Genomic DNA, 17,633 nt, shown 5'->3' with positions numbered 1-17,633 from the left:
ACCTCCGACACAATATCTCTCGCCGGGCATAAAGGTCGGTGCGGGCGGCGTAGCGGCTAGCGGAAGCGACCAGCGGCGGTTTAACTTCGAGCCATGTCGGCTGGTGTGCGTGAGGTTGAGGTGTTCGAGAACTCCAGGGCGCGATTGGAGGCGATCGCGTATCGCCTGTTGGGTTCGGCGAGCGATGCCGAGGACATGGTGCAGGATACGTTTGTGCGCTGGCACGCTGCCGACCGTGAGTTCGTCGAGACGCCCGAGGCGTGGCTGACGAAGGTGCTCACCAATATCTGCCTCAACCAGCTCGCTTCGGCACGGGCACGGCGAGAGTCATAGGTGGGCCAGTGGCTGCCCGAGCCGATCCTTGCCGGGGACCGTATGTTCGGCCCGGCCGACACCGTCGAGCAGCGCGAATCGGTGTCGATCGCAATGCTCACCCTGATGGAACGGCTGTCAGCCAAGGAACGCGTCGTGTATGTGCTGCGCGAGGCATTCGGCTACGCGCACAGCGAGATCGCCGCAATCCTCGATCTCACCGAGTCCAACTGCTATCAGATCTATCGGCGCGCCAAACAACACCTGGCCAACGACCGGACCCGCGTGGAAGTCGATGAGGCCGCCGCCCGCAGGGTCGTCGAGGAGTTCCTGGCCGCGGCGCTCAGCGGCAACACCGACTCGCTGGTGCGGCTGCTGGCTGACGACGCGGTCAGCGCGGGTGATGGTGGTGGCGTGGTGACGTCTCTGCCGCATCCGATCACCGGCGCGCTGCGGGTGGCGCGGTTCCTGCGCCGCCTGTTCGAGCCCACTGCGGACAAGTGGGCGACGATCGGTGGTCGTGCCGACCTGTTCGCCGCGGTGGTCAATGGCGTGCCCGCACTGGTGATCGTGGTCGGCGATCGGATCGTCGGTGTCATCACCCTGGAGGTGACAACCAACGGTATCGCGGCCATTCACACCCAAGCCAATCCGGGCAAGCTCGAACGGGCCACACGCCACTGGGCCGCATCCGAGCATGTAAACCCCCTCCTCAAGGGGTGGTGACCTAGATCACAGTCCGCTTCTGTCAGGTTTCGCGCCGCTGTCCGGTTCAGGAAGCGAACACCACCAGACAGGAGTGAGACTATGAAGCACCGCATCGTCGTTCTCGGCGCCGGATACGCTGGAGCAAATGCCGCCGGTCGCCTGGCCAAGCGGCTGCACCCCGCCGATGTCGAAATCACCGTCGTCAACGCCGATCCCGAGTTCGTCGAGCGGGTCCGCATGCACCAGCTGGCGGCAGGTCAGGAGCTGAAGAGCCGCGAGCTGACCGATGTCTTCGCCGACACTGGCGTTCGCGTGGTGTTGGCGCGGGTGACCGCGGTCGATGCCGACCGCAAGGCGGTCGCCATCGACGCAGCCGATGGCTCCCGCGAAATCGCCTACGACACTCTCGTTTACGCCCTCGGCAGTGCCGCCGCCGACTGCGGTGTGCCCGGAGTGGCCGAGCACGCCCACGACATCGCCGGCAAGCAGTCCGCGCGGCGGATGCGCGAGCGTCTGGCAACCCTGGGCGCGGGTGCGACCGTGCTGGTCGTTGGTGGTGGTCTCACCGGAATCGAAGCCGCCACCGAAATCGCCGAAGCCCGACCGGATCTCGAGGTCGCCCTCGTTGCTCGCGGCAGCCTCGGCGACTGGCTGAGCGAGAAGGCTCAACAGCATCTGCGCAAAGCGTTCGGCCGGCTCGGCATCACCGTACGCGAGCACACCGATATCGCCCGCGTCGAGCGGACCGGCGCGGGCACCATCGACGGCCGCACGATCCCGGCCCAAATGACCGTGTGGACAGCCGGTTTCGCCGTTCACCCGATCGCCGCGGCCACCACCCTGCAGGTGTCGGCGACAGGGCAGATCGTCGTCGATGACACGATGCGGTCGGTCTCGCACCCCGACGTCTACGCCGTCGGCGACGCCGCGCTCGCCCCCGGGGCGAACGGCGATCCGCTGCGCATGTCCTGCGCCTCGGGTGTCCCTACGGCCTATCAGGCCGCTGACGCCATCGCCGCACGCCTGACCGGCCGAAAGATTCCCCGCAATTCGATCGGCTACACCGGCCAGTGCATCAGCCTCGGCCGCCGCGACGCCGTCGTACAGTGGGTCACCCCCAACGATCAGCCCGAGCCTTCCGCCCTCACCGGCTGGGCGGCCGCGCGACTCGAGGAGTTCATCTGCAAGAGCGCGGCTTGGAGCGTCTCGCACCCGACATCGATGCTCCCGTCCCGCCGCCGTCACATCACCGCCGCCGAGCCGATCCGCGCCCTCACCGCGTGACGCCGCGCTCCGTACGGGCCGTGTCGGACGGGACGATCCGACGCGGCCGCTCTACTTCCGCCGCAACGAGATACCGGACTCGACCGCTGAACGAGCTCACCCGTCCCATCGTGGGGTCCTGCCCGCGACCGTCGAATACTGTGCCGACCCGTTGTCCACCTGTCAGACGCCAAGCCTGGCGCGAGGCGGGAGCAGGCGCCGCGGAACTCGTCCTATGCGCCCTGGGGTCGCCTCGCGAGGATGCCCGGCAGCTCGCTACCAGCTCGCTTCCTGCTCCGCCGAAGATCTGATCCTCACCACAGGGCTCCGCCCTGCTACGAGGAAGGCGTGGCGTCAGTGAGCGTTCCAGCCCAGTCCGACTCCGAGTCGCAGCCGACCTCCGCTGAGCTGCGGATGGTCTCATCCGAGGTGACGAGTTGGGCCGTCGCAATGCGAGCATCTGCCGATGTGCGCAGGCCGGTGGTTCAGGCGGCGGTGTCGTCTCGTGGTGGTATGTCGAGGGACGGTAATGGGCGCCGGCAGATCTCGTGGGCTTCTTCGGCGGGTAGGCCGAACATGCGCAACAGGTCCTCGGCGACTTGGTCGGTGGCCTCGGTGTCGTCGCGTTCGGGGTGGTCGTGCAGGAGTCGTCCTAGGCAGAGGGCGGCGCCGGCGACGATGGTCATGGCCAGTTCCGGGTCGCGGACCTGGAACCGGCCGGCGTGCGCGGCGGCCTCGATGTCGCGGTGAGCGCGGGGTGCAAGGCCCTTGTCGGAGCCGGCGAGAGTGAGTCCGTTGTTGAGCAGGACCTTGCTGAGTGTCGGGTTGCGGCGGTGCAGGCGACCGGTGAGCCGGAAACTTTGTGCGAACACGTGAGCGGGATCGTCCACGTCCTCGCACAGGAGGTCGAGTACGGCGCCATGCCGGTCGAGCGCTTCCTCGACCGCGGCCTCGAACAGCTCTTCTCGGCTGTGGAAGTGGTTGTAGAACGACCCCATCCCGACGTCGGCGGCCTGGGTTATCTCCAGGATCGGCACGTTGAGTTTTCCCGCCGCGATGAGCGACTGGGCCGCACTCACCAGTGCGGCGCGGGTGCGCGCTTTGCGGCGCTCCAGGCGGTTGGGTTCCGAACCGGTCTGCACGGCCATCGCTGTCCACCTCTCCCTGACGCAACTCGGTCGCCATCCTAGCCTCACCGGTCAGCAGTGACGATTCAGTCAGAATCGCTTGACTGATTGCCCGAGTCGGTCCGACGGCAGCGGGCTGCCCTGCGAGTGCCGTCAGCGGCCGCCCGAGAGGAGGAGGTTGCTGACCATTGCTACGTTTATGAGGAAATCATCATAAGGCGTGTTATCGTACCGAAGTTACGTGCGATCGCTTCGGTGGTGTGTCGGTCGGTGGCTCGACGAGAGGACCCGCATGTCTCGGTATCTGTTCGGTCTTGGTCGGTTGGTGGCACATCGTCGCTGGTGGGTGCTGGCGGCGTGGGTGGTGCTGCTGGCCGGCGCGATCGGGTTCGCTGTGGGGACCGGCGGTAAGACGTCCGACAACTTCACCGTTCCCGGCACCGAGTCGCAGGATGCTGTGTCATTGCTGCGGCAGCGAATGCCAGCGTTCAGCGGTGCCCAGATGCAGGTCGTGTTCGCCACGCCCGGTATGGCCGAGGTGACCGACTCGCAGCCGAGTGTCCAGATCGAGCAGGTGATAGCAGGATTCAAGGGGTTGTCACAGGTCGCCGCCGTGGTCGACCCGTTCCAGGCCAAGGCCGTGTCGCCGGACCAGCGTGTCGCGTTGGGCAGCGTGCAGTTCTCGGTGTCGGCTGGAGAAGTCACCGAGGAAACTCTGGACGAGGTGGAACGCATCGCCGAACCGGCACGAGACGCGGGCCTGGAAGTGGAATTCTCCGGCGCCGTGTACCCGGGGTTCACGGCCGAAGTCCCCGAGACGCCGGAGATTTTCGGCATCGCCGCGGCATTCGTCATCCTGTTGATCACCTTCGGCGCCGTGATCGCAGCGGGGCTACCCATTGTCACCGCGTTGGTCGGCGTGGGCATCGGGCTCACCGGAATCCTGGGCGTCGCGTCCTTCGTCGACGTGCCCGCGGCGGCCACGTCACTCGCGCTGATGCTCGGCTTGTCGTGCGGGATCGACTACGCGCTGTTCATCCTGTCGCGGCACAGGCACAACATCGTGCTGGAGATCCCGGCGGCGGAGTCGATACCGCTGGCGGTCGGGACCGCGGGCAGTTCGGTGGTGTTCGCCGCGGTAACAGTGATCATCGCGCTGTGCGGATTGTCGGTCGCGGGGATCCCGTTCCTGACCGTGATGGGTTTGACGGCGGCTGGTGCTGTGCTCGTGGCGATGCTTGTCGCGCTGACGCTTCTGCCTGCGCTGCTCGGTTTCGCCGGGGGCGCCGTCGCCCGGTTCATCTCGCCGCCGCTGCATCCGGGGCGGCCAGAGGAGGCGGCGCGGATCGCCGCGTACGAGCCCGAGCGCACGGTGGGGCACGCGTGGGGACGGTTCGTCACCCGGTTCCGGATCCCGTTGCTGGTGCTCGGCATCGCGGTGCTGGTCGTCCTGGCGGCCCCGGTCGCGCGGATCCACCTCGGGCTGCCCAGTGGCGAGTCGCAACCGGAATCGAGCACTGCACACAAGGCCTACGAGCTGGTCAGCCGCTCATTCGGTCCCGGGTTCAACGGGCCGCTGCTGGTGGTGACCGACCTGTCCCGAGCGACCGGCCCGGACGCGGCGCAGAGGGTGATGAGCCGGCTGCAGCAGCAGCCGAACGTCGCCGCGGTGCAGCCCGCTGGCACTGCGAACGGGCTGCTGCTGATCCAGGTGGTTCCGAAGACCGGTCCCGACGACACCGCGACCGCCGATCTGGTGACCCGGTTGCGTGACGACCGTGCCGATATCGTAAACGGCACCGGGGCAACCTATCTGATCGGCGGCACCACCGCCGCGAACATCGATACCTCGAGCCGGCTGGCCCAGGCGCTGCCGATCTTCCTCGCGGTCGTCGTGGGTCTGGCGCTGGTGCTGTTGACGATCGCGTTCCGTACCGTGCTGGTACCGCTGTCGTCGATCGTCGGATTCATCCTGTCGGTCTTCGCCGCCCTCGGCGCCCAAGTCGCGGTGTTCCAATGGGGCTGGGGAGCAAATCTTTTCGGCGTCGTCAAGACGCAGACGCTGAGCTTCCTGCCGATCATCATCCTGGCCATCATCTTCGGGCTCTCCAGCGACTACCAGATTTTCGTCGTCTCCCGGATCAAGGAGGAACACAGCCGCACCTCCGACGCGATCGCCTCGGTGCAGAACGGCGTCGCACAGTCGGCGCGCGTCGTGACCGCCGCGGCGCTGATCATGTTCGCGGTCTTTGTCGCTTTCACCACCGTCGACAACCCGATCGTCAAACCGCTGGCCTTCACCCTCGCCATCGGCGTCCTTCTCGACGCTTTCATCGTCCGCCTGACGCTGGTGCCCGCCGTCATGGCCCTGATCGGAAACCGCATGTGGTACCACCCGCGCTGGTTCGCCCGCTACGTCCCCGACCTCGACATCGAAGGCGCCGAACTGGAACACCGGTACGCGCAGGGAGCCGAAGCCGAAGTGCGGCAGACCGTTGCAGAATGATCAGCCGGAATTCGCACGTCGAACTCGACCCGGCCGACGGAAATCGACAGATGATGCGGCCATCCGGATTGCGGGGACAGACCTCTCGGCCGTGTAGGCGTGCGCGGCCGTGATCATTGCGGCAATCGGCCGCGTGTGGTGCGGCGTCGACTGCGACGATCCGGCCGCCATGTATCGCGTTGTATCAATAGTGACGAATTAGTCAGAACTCCTTGACTGACTAAAGAGTCTTATGTGACGATATCGTCAATCTCTTGGAGGGAGTGGTCTATGACTGACCATCACGACCCGCACGCCGGCTTGCACAGCGAGCGCGGCGCATCAGGCGGTGAACACCCGGGTCGGGCGCGGGATCCGATCGTCAAGGTGCACGATCTGGCGTGGCTGGAGTTCGAGAAGCCGGACCTGGACCGCGCCGAAACCTTCGCGCATGCTTTCGGATTCGCGACATCCCTGCGCACTCCGGACGAACTGCAGTTGCGGGGTATGGACCCGGGTGAGCCGTGCGTGGTGATACGCCGAGGGCGGCGATCGAGGTTCGTCGGTCCGGCCTTTCGGGCGGCGGACACCGCCGACCTGCTCCGGCTTGCCGAGGCCGGCGGAAGCAAGGTGGTGAACCTGCCCGAGAGCCTGGGCGGATCGACCGTCGACCTGACCGACCCGAGTGGCTTGCGGGTGCGGGTGGTCACCGACACCCACAAGCTCGGGGCCCTGCCCGTGCAGGCTCCGTGCACACTGAACTTCGGGCATGAGGTGGCCCGTACGAATCGGACCCAGCGGCCGCCCCGTGCGCCGGCGAGAGTTCAGCGTCTCGGGCATGTCGTGGTGCAGACCACCACGTACCGCCGAACACTCGATTGGTATCTGCAGCACTTCGGTCTGATCGTCAGCGACTTCCTCTACTACGCGGGGCGGCGCGAACGGGGACCGGTGATGAGCTTCATCCGCTGCGATCGCGGCTCCACCCCGACCGACCACCACACGCTGGCGTTGGTGTTGGGTGGCGCCAACCGGTATGTGCATTCGGCCTATCAGGTCGCCGACCTGGACGCGATGGCTGCGGGCGGGGAGTACCTGCTCGACCACGGCTACTACCGGTCATGGGGGATCGGCCGCCATATCCAGGGCAGCCAGATCTTCGACTACTGGCGTGATCCGGACGGGTTTCTGGTCGAGCATTTCAGCGACGGTGACATGTTCGACTGCACGCTCGAACCGGGCTGGGCACCAATGAGTGCTTCGGGACTCGCCCAGTGGGGGCCGCCCGCCAGCAAAGATTTCCTCGGCCTCGAGCCGGGCCGGGAAGCCCTTCGCGAGCTGCGCGCCATCGTCGACGCACTGCGCGAGGACAACGAATTCGACCTCGACCGCCTACGTGGCCTGATGAAAGCAGCCAATTCATGAGCATCTCCGTCCTTCGTACCGCCGATGCCTGGTGGGTGGCCGAACCCTCCGGCGCCGCCGAGATCGACACCGCGGCGACCACCACCGGTCAGCTGCTGGCCGATCGGCAGGCGATCGTCGCGGCGGCGGCGAGCACCGAGATCGTGCCCGTCGAAAGTCTTTCGCTGATCTCGCCGGTGACCGCACCATGCCGGGTGGTCGCGCAGATGACGAATTTCGCCTCGCACGTGAAGGACTCGGGCATGGACCCGGAGACCGTGCCGCTGACCTTCTTCCGGAAAACCTCCGGGTCGATCAGCGGCCCGTACGCCGACGTGATCCGGCCCGCGCATGTGCGGCTGCTGGACTACGAGGTGGAGATCGGGCTGGTGTTCGGCCGCGAGATGCCGGTCGGCTCGCAGATCACCGCTGACACTCTCGCCGACTACATCGTTGGACTGGTCGTCACCAACGACATTTCCGCCCGGGACGTGCAGTTGCCGAAAACCCAGTTCTACGAGGCGAAGTCATATCCGACGTTCACCCCGGTCGGGCCGGCGCTCGTGCTGTTGGACGCCGGTGAGCTGAAGCGGTTCACCGATCTGCGGCTGCGGTTGTGGGTCAACGGCGAGTCGCGCCAGGACATGACGGTCGCCGACATGATCTACGGCCCCGTCGAAACGCTTCAGACGCTGACCCGTTTCCAGCGCATGGATGCCGGTGATCTACTGCTGACCGGGACGCCGGTGGGCACGGCGATCAGCGCTCCAGCCAAGCCGGTCGAGATCGTCGGGTCCCTGCTGCCTGCTGCGGTGAAATGGAAGCTCTTCTTCAAGGGGCAAGCCAAGAATCCGAAGTATCTGCAGGACGGCGACGTCATCGAGGCCGCCGTGTCCACCGACGACGGTGCGATCGAGCTGGGCCGGCAGCGCACGGTGGTGAGGTACACCCGATGACCGACGATCTGATAACCGCGGATCTGCTGTGGCCGCGCTACGCGGGGCCGAGCGACCTGCCCGAGATCGAGTCCGTCCCGCTGGCCGAGCCCCGTTTGCCGGAATCGACCTACGCCCTGCTGGTGCGGGCCGCGGAACTGTGGCCGCAGCGCACCGCCGTCGCCGTGTTGCCGGAGGCGGCGCAGTGGCGGGAACCATTGCGGCGCGGCCTTGCCGAGCTGTTGGCCGATGTGCACCGGTATGCGAACTTGCTGTACGAACTCGGTGTGCGGCGCGATGACGCCGTGGCCTTGATCGCACCCAACTGTGCTGAGCTGATTCCCGCGACTCTCGCTGCCCAGCTGGCCGGTATCGCCGCCCCGATCAATGGCGGGCTGTCTCGGCGCCATATCGCCGAACTACTGCGGCTCACCGGTGCGCGGGTACTCATCGCGGCTGGGCCCGAATTGTCCGACGCCGTCTGGGATTCCGTGCGTGTGCTGGCTGGCGATGGCCTGCTGGACGCGGTACTCGTGCTGCGGCCGACCGCGGCGGCGGGCGAACCGCAGGCACTGCAGCGGATCGACGGTGTGCGCGTCGGGTACCTCGACGAGTCGGCCGCAGGGCACAATTCGGCCGCTTTCACCGGGAAAGCCCCGGTTGCGTCGGATCTTGCCGCGCTGTTCCATACCGGGGGCACCACCGGCGTGCCGAAGCTGGCCGCGCACACCCATGCGGGCGAGGTCGCCAATGCGTGGATGGTTGCTGCGAACTCCCTGTTCGACGAAGATTCCGTAGTGTTCGCGGCCTTGCCGCTGTTCGACGTCAACGCGCTGGTCGTCACCCTGCTCGCGCCCCTGTTCAAGGGGCAGTCGGTGGTGTGGGCCGGACCGCTCGGTTATCGGGACCTCGCGATCTACGCCGAGTTCTGGAACATCGTCGAACATTATCGGCTCGCCGCGATGAGCGCGGTGCCCACCGTGTATGCGGTGCTGGCGCAATGCCCGGTCAACGCCGACATCAGCAGTTTGCGCTACGCGATGGTGGGTGCCTCGCCGCTGCCGCCCGCGGTCCGGGAGAACTTCGAGATGCACACCGGAATCACTCTGGTCGAGGGTTACGGACTGACCGAGGCGACCTGCGTCAGCGCGCGCAGCTTCCCCGACCTGCCGCGACCTCATACGGTGGGGCAGCGCATGCCTTATCAGCAAATGAAGGTGGTGCGTGCCGGGGAGGACGGAATCTGGGCGGAACTGCCTATCGGCGAGGTCGGAGTGCTGGTCATCGGCGGCCCCACGGTGTTCGCGGGATACCTGATCGGCCGTACTGAGCACCGGCACGTGCTCAACGGCATGGGCAAATTGGTCGACGGCTGGCTCGACACCGGCGACCTCGCCCACATCGACGAGGAAGGGTTCATCCATCTACGCGGTCGTGCCAAGGATCTGATCATTCGCGGCGGGCACAATATCGACCCGGCGATCATCGAAGACGCCCTGCTTTCGCACCCGAAGGTCGCCGCGGCCGGCGCGGTCGGACGCCCCGACGTCCGTGCCGGTGAGGTGCCGGTCGCCTACGTCACCCTGACGCCCGGCGCCGCCGTCACCGAAGCCGAACTGCTCGGGTGGGCGAGCCGGCACGTACCCGAGCGCGCCGCGGCTCCCAAGACCGTCACGGTGCTCGACACTCTGCCGGTCACCGACGTGGGCAAACCCTACAAACTCGGGTTGCGCGCGGACGCCACCCGTCGCGAACTCCTCGACGCCCTCGCCGAGATCGCCGGAGTGCACAGCGTCGCCGCCATCGTCGAAGACGGCGCGATCTTCGCGACCGTCGAACTCGACCAGGTCGGCGATGAGAAGGCCGTAGCGGCGATCCTCGGCCGCTATGCGATCGAATGGAAGCTCGCGGTGCGGCAATGACAAACGCTTCGACCGCCCTGGCCGTTACGCTCGTTGTGCTTTTCCTGCTGCTCGGCACGGCGAAAGTACTGGAAGTCCAGCCGATGCGGAGCCGGGCCGGCCATCTCGGCATCGCTGCAGCCGCCTTTCGGGGTATCGGTCCGACCTCGTATTGCGGTCGCGCCTGCTCCGCGGCCGGGTGGGGAGGCTGGTTCCCAACGCGGTCTTGGACGGCGGCCGCCGTTACGACGACGTCACCGCGGGCCATTACGCGATCGTCATCACGGTCGAGCCGACATCCGCGCAACGCGCCCAGATCCGAGAACGGGGCGGGGGCCTAGCGATCGCCAGGCCGGAAGCGAACTGCGCCGCTGGGTGCGCCGGGGGCACACCGCCCTGGTCCGCCCCGATGGCACCGTACAGTGCACCAGCGCAGATCTGTCGGCTCTCTGCATCGCACTGCCGCGATTCCGGACTGCGGATCCACCGACTCCCGTTCCCGCGGTCTCGCCACAGGCGGTCCGGGAATCGACGGCGTGACCTCGGAAGTGACTGCCATGCTCGACCAATGCAAAAGCGTGCTACGCGACGAGACTTTCGTTTCCGGCGCAGGAACAGTGTGTTGTTCTCGTCTTGCTCGCGCAGCTGGGCCAGATCGAGAGCGCGGAGAACCTCACGTGGAGTGCCGGCCGCCCGTCGCTGAGCGGCGAATGGTTGTCAGCGCACCGCGCCCTGCGCGAAACCTACTCGTAGACAATCACTTCGCCCCACGCGCCGCCGCGCGCCACATTGGTCACGAGCTCCTGCGACACGCGGTTGGCCATACCGACGGGTTCGCCACCGAGGATGAAGAGTGCGAGCGTGTAGTGCAGCGGGACGATCGGACCGGGAGCCTCGCCCGGGGCGTGGAGCTCCAGCGGCGTCTCCTCGATAAATCGCTGCGCGATGTGCGGTCCGCCGATCGTCGCATCGAGATGTGCCCGCCAGTGGTCATCGCTGACCTCGCGGCCGATCACGATGTCGCGGCCCATGCTCTCCATCTGTGCCTTGATAAGGAAGTCGTCCTTGCGTTCGAGTAGCAGGCGCCGGAGGTCGACGGTGTCACCCTCGAAGGGAACCTTTCCCTCCGCCAGGCGGTAGGTCTCCGGGACGAGCCTGGCGATGGCCGCGTGCTCGGCCTGCGTGAAGTAGTCCTTGAATTCCTCGTCGGTCAGTAGCGCGAGTATCGACTTGTCCTCGGAGAGGAAGATCGGCGGGAAGGGTTGGACGACGAGAACCTCGCGGCGCTGCATCGCCTCCAGGTAGTCCGCGATCTCGTCGTAGTTCGCCGCGATCTGGGCCATGTCGTCCTTGTAGAGGACGTCGAGGAATTGATAAACGATGTCGATGCGCAGGTCGTTCAGATAGAGCCCGTCCGACTTCCGCTTGAAGTCCTGGATCTGGCACTTCTCCGCTTCGTGCCCTCGTTGGCGGGCCCCGTCGCGAAGTTCGTGGAGTTCGGCCTCCATCGGAGCGGTGCGCGTGTCGGCGATTGCGAACGCATAGCGGTCGCGCGGGCCGAAGTGGCGCGCATGCTGCTCGATCAGGAAATCGTAGATCGTGTCCCCGTTGTGGATCCGCTGCGGGACCTCGGTGATGTGCTCGCGCAGGAACCGGTACGTGTTCCCCTCGCGGAACATGTCGTTGAACATCGCCCCCCAGATCGTGCCGCCGGGGCAGCAGGTGTTGGGCTCGACGATCTTGAACTCGCCGCCCCGCGATTCGACCAGGTCATAGCGGGCGATCGCGATCGCCGGGTCGGGCAGCACCGGGAGGGTCAGGAACCGCTCGAATTGTTTCAGGTGCGGAAAGAATGCGCGCACCTGAGGGTCGGTCCCGTAGGCGGCGACCACGCGGTTGAGTGCGCCGAACACCAGCAACGCGTCGGCGCACAGGGCCTCGTAGCGGCGCCGGTCGATGCAGTACGGGATGGCGAGGTGCGTGACGAGGTCGTCTGGGCTTTCGACGTCGATGTTGAGTTCGCGGACGCGGGCGGCGCTGTACTCGTAGTCCTCCCGGATCTCGTCCGGGTTGCTGCGCGCGTAGTCGGCGAGCAGGCGGTTCAGATCGGTCATGGATTCTCCATAAGGTTGTTGGTTTTCAGGGCATGAGGTTCTGGATGCTCTGGAGTGACGGTCACCGGGATGGAGGCGGGCCGGCGGGCGATCCTGATGGCGAGGAGGATCGTCGCGACGCCGAGCAGTCCTTCAGCGGCGGCGGAGAGCGCGAAGCCCGGTAGGACGCCGAGCGCGCCGACGACCAACCCAGACGCCAGCATCGCGACGACACGCGCCGGTTCGGCGACGATGCCGAGCGCGGCGAAGATCCGGCCGCACGCCTCCACGGGCGCCAGGCGTTGGATCTCCGACGTGGCGAATGTTGTGAGCAGGGTCTCGGTGACGCCGAGCAGCAGGCAGAGCGATGCTGCCAGGGCGTACCAGCCGGTGCCACCGAGCACGAGAACGGCGACGGCGTCGCAAGCCAGGACCGCCCCGAGTGCGGCCCGGCTCGACAGTGGGGCGCGCTCGCGCCGCGCGAGCGCGATGCCGGTCACCACGGCCCCGGCGGCCGCGATCGCTGTCATGTATCCGACCTGAGCGGCACCGCCCCACTCCCGCTCATCGACGAGCGGGAAGAACATCGGCCCTTGGAATGCGACGAGCACGGTGAGCGTCGCCGACACCAGCATGGGGTATCGCACGGCCGGCGTCGCACGTACAGCGGCAATCCCGGCCAGCAGCTCGCGGCGCAGCCCGCTCGTCGCCGCGCGGCCCCGCGGCGACGCTGTCGCGGACAGTGTCGCCAGCGTGGCGGCACAGATCGCGTATGTGGCAGCGTCGATGTAGAAGCAGACCGCGATCGGCACGGATGCAATGAGCAGGCCCGAAATGCCGATACCGATCGCAACGGTCACGCCGTTGCCGGTCTGTTCGAGGGCGTTCGCGGCCAGCAGCCGTCGCGCGTCCACGACCTCGGCGGTCAGCGCCCGATACGTCGGCGTATAGACGGCGTTGAACGTGCCTGCTGCGAAGGCCAGCGCGAACAGCTGCGGCAGCGACTGCGCGTGGGGGATCAGCACGAAGATCAGGCACCTCGCGACGTCGCAGGCGATCAGGACGTGCCGCCGGTCGAACCGGTCGGTGATGTACCCGACCATGAGCCCGAACGTCGCGTACGGGATCGCCTGCACCGCCGCCAGGTACGCCCAGTCGCGCGGCGAGCCTGATATCTGGACGAGCTGCGCCATCATCGCGATGCGCGAAACCGCGGTGCCGAGCTGCGACACCAGGTAGCCGCCGAGGATCCGGCGGAAGGCCGGATCCAACCGCGTCGCTTCGATCTCGCTCGTCACGGGGATTGCGGCTCGCTGCCGGTCCGCGCCTTGACGAGATCGTGGACCTCGGCGAACGCGGCGAGCAGCTCATCGACCTCGTCATCCGTGTTGGCGGCGGTGACAGTGATGCGGAGCACCTCATCGCCGCGCTTGACCATCGGGAACGGGCAGACGGTGACCAAGATGCCGCGCTCGAACAGGAGGTTCGCGCTCTCCTCCAGCAGGACGGAGTCGCCGATGCGCGTCGAGACGATCGGGAACCCGCTCCGGTTGTCGACCTCGAAACCCAAGCCACGCAGTCCGACGATCACCCGCTGCGTGAGCACCCACAGGCGGTCACGGATTGCGTCGCCGCGGACGTCGTTGATCGCCAGCCCCTGCGCCAGCGTGGCCAGTGAGGCGGTCGGGGACGGCCCGGAGAGGTCGTACGGCGTCGCGAACGTCTTGACGAAACGCTGCATCTTGCTCGAGCACGCGACGAACGCCGCGAGCGACGAGTAGGCCTTCGAGCAGCCGCCTACATAGAGCACATTGTCGTAGCCCTCGGCGAAGTGCTTGACGATCCCGTTGCCGCGCTCGCCGAATGGGCGAGCCGCGCTGGGATGTTGGCCGACGACGCCGAAACCGTGCGCGTCATCGACGTAGACCACTGCGTCGTACTCCGCGGCGAGCCGCGTGAGTCCTTCGATGTCGGCGTGGTCACCGGTCATGCTGTAGACGCCGTCCACGAGGATTACCTTGCGTGGGTTGTCGCGATGAGCGTGCAGGAGACCCCGCAGCGTCGCCAGGTCGCCCTGCGGGTAGCTGGCGAGCGTCGCACCGTTGTCACGCGCGATCTTCGCGCCCTCGTACATCGTCTCGTGTCCGGACTTGTCGAGCAGGAGCACCCCCGTGCGGCCGACCAGCGCGGGAATAACCCCGATCGAGATCAGCGTCACCGTCGGGATGATCACCGACGCCTCTGCGCCGACCAGCGCGGCCAGCTGCTCCTCGAGATCGACGTAGATCTGGGGGCTGGCCACGAGCCGGCACCAGCTCGGATGCACGCCCCAGCGCTCGATGCTCGCGGCGACCCCGCTCGTCAGCTCCGGGTCGAGATCCAGCCCCAGGTAGTTGCAGGACGCGAAGTCGATCACCCAGTGGTCATCCCGCACCCGGATCCGACGGCCGTCGATCTCTCGCGCGGTGACGTCGTACTGCTGGATATCGTCGAACATGCTGCTGATGAGGCTGCGGCGGCTCTCTGCCTGCGCGCAGGCCACAATATTGTCGAATGCGCGGCTCATGACGCACCTTCCAGTTGTGTTATCGAATGTCCGGAAAGATCGGGGGACGCAGGCGGGGCGGGGATGGTCTTCGCCGATGCCAGTGCGGCCTGCTCGCCGAGCCGGACGCGGTCGACCTTCCCCGAAGAGGTGGTCGGTAGCGCGTCCCGTCGCTCGATCAGCTGCGGGACCATGTACGGCAGCAGCGTGTGCTCGAGATGTCGGCGCACATCCCCGCTCGTCACCCGCCGCCCGTCGAGCGGGGTGTAGTAGCAGGCGAGTGTGCAGCCGGTGCCGTTGCGCGTGTCCGGCACCGCGACGATCACGCTCTCGTCGATGTCGGCATGCCCGGCGAGCGCGGCTTCGATCTCGCCCAGTTCCACGCGGTAGCCGCGCACCTTGACCATGTGGTCGCGGCGCCCGCGATAGTGGAGAACGCCGGCGTTGTCGCGGAAGCCGAAGTCCCCGGTCCGCCAGAAGTACGCCGGAGCCCGATGGAAGGGGCTGCGCACGAGATGCTCGGCAGTCTTCTCGGGCATCCCGAGGTAGCCGAGTGTCACGGTCCCGCCACGGCACCACAGCTCGCCGAGTTCGCCGGGCCGGCACAGCCGCGGCGGGCCCTCGTCCGCGACCACAATGATCTCGGTGTCGTCCACCTCGCGTCCGAGCGGAACCGGAGCGTCGTCATCCGGCAGCTCATCGACCCACTGGTACGTGATGATATTGGTCTCGGTAGGCCCGTAGATGTTGGCGATCCGCGTTGTCGCGCCCAGCGCCTCGCGTAGCCGCCGCAGCTGCGCGGTCGGGAACGGCTCGCCGGCGTACATGATCTGGCGCAGCGGTGGCGCGGCCTCCCCGAGCCCGCCGCGGTTCATCAGCGCGATGAACGTCGACGGCGTCGTATAGAGAACGGTGGCACCGTTTCTCGCCATCAGGCTCACGTAGTCGCGGTGTCGCTCGTCCGCGCTTCGCTCTCTCGTCCAGTCGAACGTGACGAGCTTGGCGCCCGCGGACAGTGAGTTGAAGACATCGAACACCGACAGGTCGAACTTGAACGGCGCTCGCGACATCACGATGTCATCGCTCGTGACCCGGAACTCCTTCTGCATCCAGTCGGTGAAGGTGCGCGCGTTGCGATGGGTCAGCATGATCCCCTTGGGGACCCCGGTCGACCCGGAACTGTGCAGGACGTACGCGAGGTCGTCGGCGAGGATCGGCTGCGGAGCCACCTCGCGGACCGGAGCACAATCAGCGATCGCGTTCGTGAGCAGGACCTGACGGACCGAGGGCGCTTCCGCGAGTTCGGGGTGCAGCGACAGGTACGCGGGGTCCGCCACGATCAAGTCCAGGCCCGTGCGGTCGATGATGCCTCGAAGACGCTCCGTCGGTGCGAGCTCGTCCAACGGGACATACGCACAGCCCGTGCAGAGCGTGCCGAGCACCGCCGCGATGCTCGCCGCGGCCACGGGAGCGAGGATGCCGACGAACGGGTTCTGCCGCGGCGAGGGCTTGAGGTCCGCGAGCACGCTCGCCCACGCACGGACGCTGTGCTCCAGCTCTCGATACGTGCAGGACCGGCCGTCCTCCCCGACGATCGCCTCGCGCTCGCTGTACGCCGCCATCGCCGCGAGGACAGGTTCATGGAGCAGCGGCGCCATCAGACGGACTCCAGGTGCACGACGGCCGCACTGACCACCTCACCGTGGACGCACTCGACACGGGCGCCGGGGTAGTCCATCGCGAGGTCCCGAGCGATGTGGCCGACGTCGGCCACGGCCTCGATCCGGGGTCGGTCGGGACCGAACACGTACCGGAGATAGCCACCGCGGATCTCCTCAGCGCGCTCGGTGGAGGCCCACGTGGTGACGACGACGGTGTCCCGAGGCGACGCCAGCCGACGCAATACCTCGATCGGCTCATGGAGGTATGGGAAGACGTTGAAGGTGAATACCCACAGCAGCGGCGACGCGGGCAGCTCCGATCTGCTGACCTCGTGCAGCGAGCGCAGATGAACGGTAGAGACGCTCCTGGTGGGGAGCTTCCATGAGCTCAGCCCGAGCGGGTCGACCACGATGCAGCGGCTGACCGCCTTCGCGGGCACGGACAGGTGGGTGGAACCGGCTCCCCCCACGACAACCATGGAGCATTCGGCCGGGATAGCCAGGCGGGCAACGACATCCGCCACGACGGCGGTCTCCTCGGTCATGAACTCGCTCGCGCGGGCGAGCGCGTCGATTTCGACCATTCGGCGAAAGTCGTCCTCGCTCACCAAAGGCGGTTCGCCGGTTCGCTCCACAATCGCGGGAGCGAACGTTTGATCTTGGATCGAGGGTTTTTGGACAGAATCATGCAATGCGCGACTAGACATTGTGGCCCATTCTGGTTAAATCGGTGTCCCTGTATTCCTGTGGAGGTATGCAGAGCACTTGCTATAGATGACACCGGGTTGTCGACCTGGCAGGCTCGTGGATGCGCGACAGCAGGTGGTGCGACCCGTGCTGTACGTGAGCATGCCGAGCGCGAAAACCTTTCGTCACCGTGCGCTCGGCTATGCACAATCCTGGGGTCTGCCACCGAGACACGATTGCCGGCGGTCGGCATCCGTAGCGCCGGATGATGCTTCCGGCTCCATCGATCTCCCCGAACGAGAAGGCGATGACAGGAGCCTTCCTTGGAACGACAACTTGATACTCTTCGGATGACGTGTACTGCCAGTGTTGAGATTCTTCACCCATGCTGGGCTCCCCTTCGTTGATGCCGGCAGCACCGCCTCGTGAGCGGTTCCTACCGTAGGCCAACGGTGGCTCGAGGCTGTGCCCACTGCTGGCAAGGCCATCGCGGAAGGGCTGTTGTCCCAACA

General features: G+C 66.7%; 13 protein-coding genes. 7 read left to right on the top strand and 6 right to left on the bottom strand.

Features of this window, described 5'->3' with window-relative positions; all coding sequences use genetic code 11:
* Positions 1-93 precede the first annotated feature (93 nt).
* The 3 genes from AB4Z47_RS12980 to AB4Z47_RS12970 all read left to right on the top strand — a co-directional run bounded on the left by AB4Z47_RS12980 (position 94) and on the right by AB4Z47_RS12970 (position 2,304).
* The gene (locus AB4Z47_RS12980) at positions 94-333 is read left to right on the top strand and encodes a sigma factor (RefSeq protein ID WP_441950628.1); all 240 of its coding nucleotides are present in this window, start codon (positions 94-96) and stop codon (positions 331-333) included.
* A complete protein-coding gene (locus AB4Z47_RS12975) occupies positions 334-1,038 on the top strand; it encodes a sigma factor-like helix-turn-helix DNA-binding protein (protein WP_441950627.1) in 705 nt (234 codons plus the stop codon).
* Positions 1,039-1,119: 81 nt separating this feature from the next.
* A complete protein-coding gene (locus AB4Z47_RS12970) occupies positions 1,120-2,304 on the top strand; it encodes an NAD(P)/FAD-dependent oxidoreductase (RefSeq protein WP_441950626.1) in 1,185 nt (394 codons plus the stop codon).
* 464 nt (positions 2,305-2,768) lie between these two features.
* Here the strand turns inward: AB4Z47_RS12970 and AB4Z47_RS12965 are convergent, their stop codons facing one another.
* Positions 2,769-3,431: a TetR/AcrR family transcriptional regulator gene (locus AB4Z47_RS12965; RefSeq protein ID WP_441950624.1), complete on the bottom strand. Its 663-nt coding sequence runs from the start codon at positions 3,429-3,431 to the stop codon at positions 2,769-2,771.
* Between the two features lie 271 nt (positions 3,432-3,702).
* On the opposite strand from AB4Z47_RS12965, the gene AB4Z47_RS12960 reads away from it, so the two are divergent.
* From AB4Z47_RS12960 to AB4Z47_RS12945, 4 genes are all read left to right on the top strand, one after another.
* Entirely contained in the window at positions 3,703-5,916 is a 2,214-nt protein-coding gene (locus AB4Z47_RS12960) for an MMPL family transporter (RefSeq protein WP_441950622.1), read from the top strand.
* Positions 5,917-6,186: 270 nt separating this feature from the next.
* Positions 6,187-7,320: a VOC family protein gene (locus AB4Z47_RS12955; RefSeq protein ID WP_441950620.1), complete on the top strand. Its 1,134-nt coding sequence runs from the start codon at positions 6,187-6,189 to the stop codon at positions 7,318-7,320.
* Positions 7,317-8,255: a fumarylacetoacetate hydrolase family protein gene (locus AB4Z47_RS12950; protein ID WP_441950618.1), complete on the top strand. Its 939-nt coding sequence runs from the start codon at positions 7,317-7,319 to the stop codon at positions 8,253-8,255. Before AB4Z47_RS12955 ends, AB4Z47_RS12950 begins: the two co-directional genes overlap by 4 nt.
* Positions 8,252-10,156, top strand: a complete 1,905-nt coding sequence (locus AB4Z47_RS12945) for an acyl-CoA synthetase (protein WP_441950617.1) — start codon at positions 8,252-8,254, stop codon at positions 10,154-10,156. Before AB4Z47_RS12950 ends, AB4Z47_RS12945 begins: the two co-directional genes overlap by 4 nt.
* Before the next feature lie 722 nt (positions 10,157-10,878).
* Here the strand turns inward: AB4Z47_RS12945 and AB4Z47_RS12940 are convergent.
* The 5 genes from AB4Z47_RS12940 to AB4Z47_RS12920 are packed head-to-tail and all read right to left on the bottom strand — an operon-like array spanning position 10,879 to position 17,018.
* Positions 10,879-12,249: a hypothetical protein gene (locus AB4Z47_RS12940; protein ID WP_441950615.1), complete on the bottom strand. Its 1,371-nt coding sequence runs from the start codon at positions 12,247-12,249 to the stop codon at positions 10,879-10,881.
* Complete coding sequence (locus AB4Z47_RS12935) at positions 12,246-13,526, bottom strand: MFS transporter (RefSeq protein WP_441950614.1); 1,281 nt, start codon at positions 13,524-13,526, stop codon at positions 12,246-12,248. Before AB4Z47_RS12935 ends, AB4Z47_RS12940 begins: the two co-directional genes overlap by 4 nt.
* The gene (locus tag AB4Z47_RS12930) at positions 13,523-14,794 is read right to left on the bottom strand and encodes an aminotransferase class I/II-fold pyridoxal phosphate-dependent enzyme (protein ID WP_441950613.1); all 1,272 of its coding nucleotides are present in this window, start codon (positions 14,792-14,794) and stop codon (positions 13,523-13,525) included. The genes AB4Z47_RS12935 and AB4Z47_RS12930 overlap by 4 nt, the downstream gene beginning before the upstream one ends.
* A complete protein-coding gene (locus AB4Z47_RS12925; RefSeq protein WP_441950612.1) occupies positions 14,791-16,431 on the bottom strand; it encodes an amino acid adenylation domain-containing protein in 1,641 nt (546 codons plus the stop codon). The genes AB4Z47_RS12930 and AB4Z47_RS12925 overlap by 4 nt, the downstream gene beginning before the upstream one ends.
* Complete coding sequence (locus tag AB4Z47_RS12920) at positions 16,431-17,018, bottom strand: hypothetical protein (protein WP_441950610.1); 588 nt, start codon at positions 17,016-17,018, stop codon at positions 16,431-16,433. The genes AB4Z47_RS12925 and AB4Z47_RS12920 overlap by 1 nt, the downstream gene beginning before the upstream one ends.
* Positions 17,019-17,633: the final 615 nt, after the last annotated feature.

Origin of the sequence: Nocardia sp. 2TAF39 (assembly GCF_052114905.1) — a bacterium.
Classification (GTDB): domain Bacteria; phylum Actinomycetota; class Actinomycetes; order Mycobacteriales; family Mycobacteriaceae; genus Nocardia.
The sequence above is the reverse complement of the archived record's forward strand: the minus strand, read 5'-3'. Positions and strand labels throughout refer to the sequence as shown.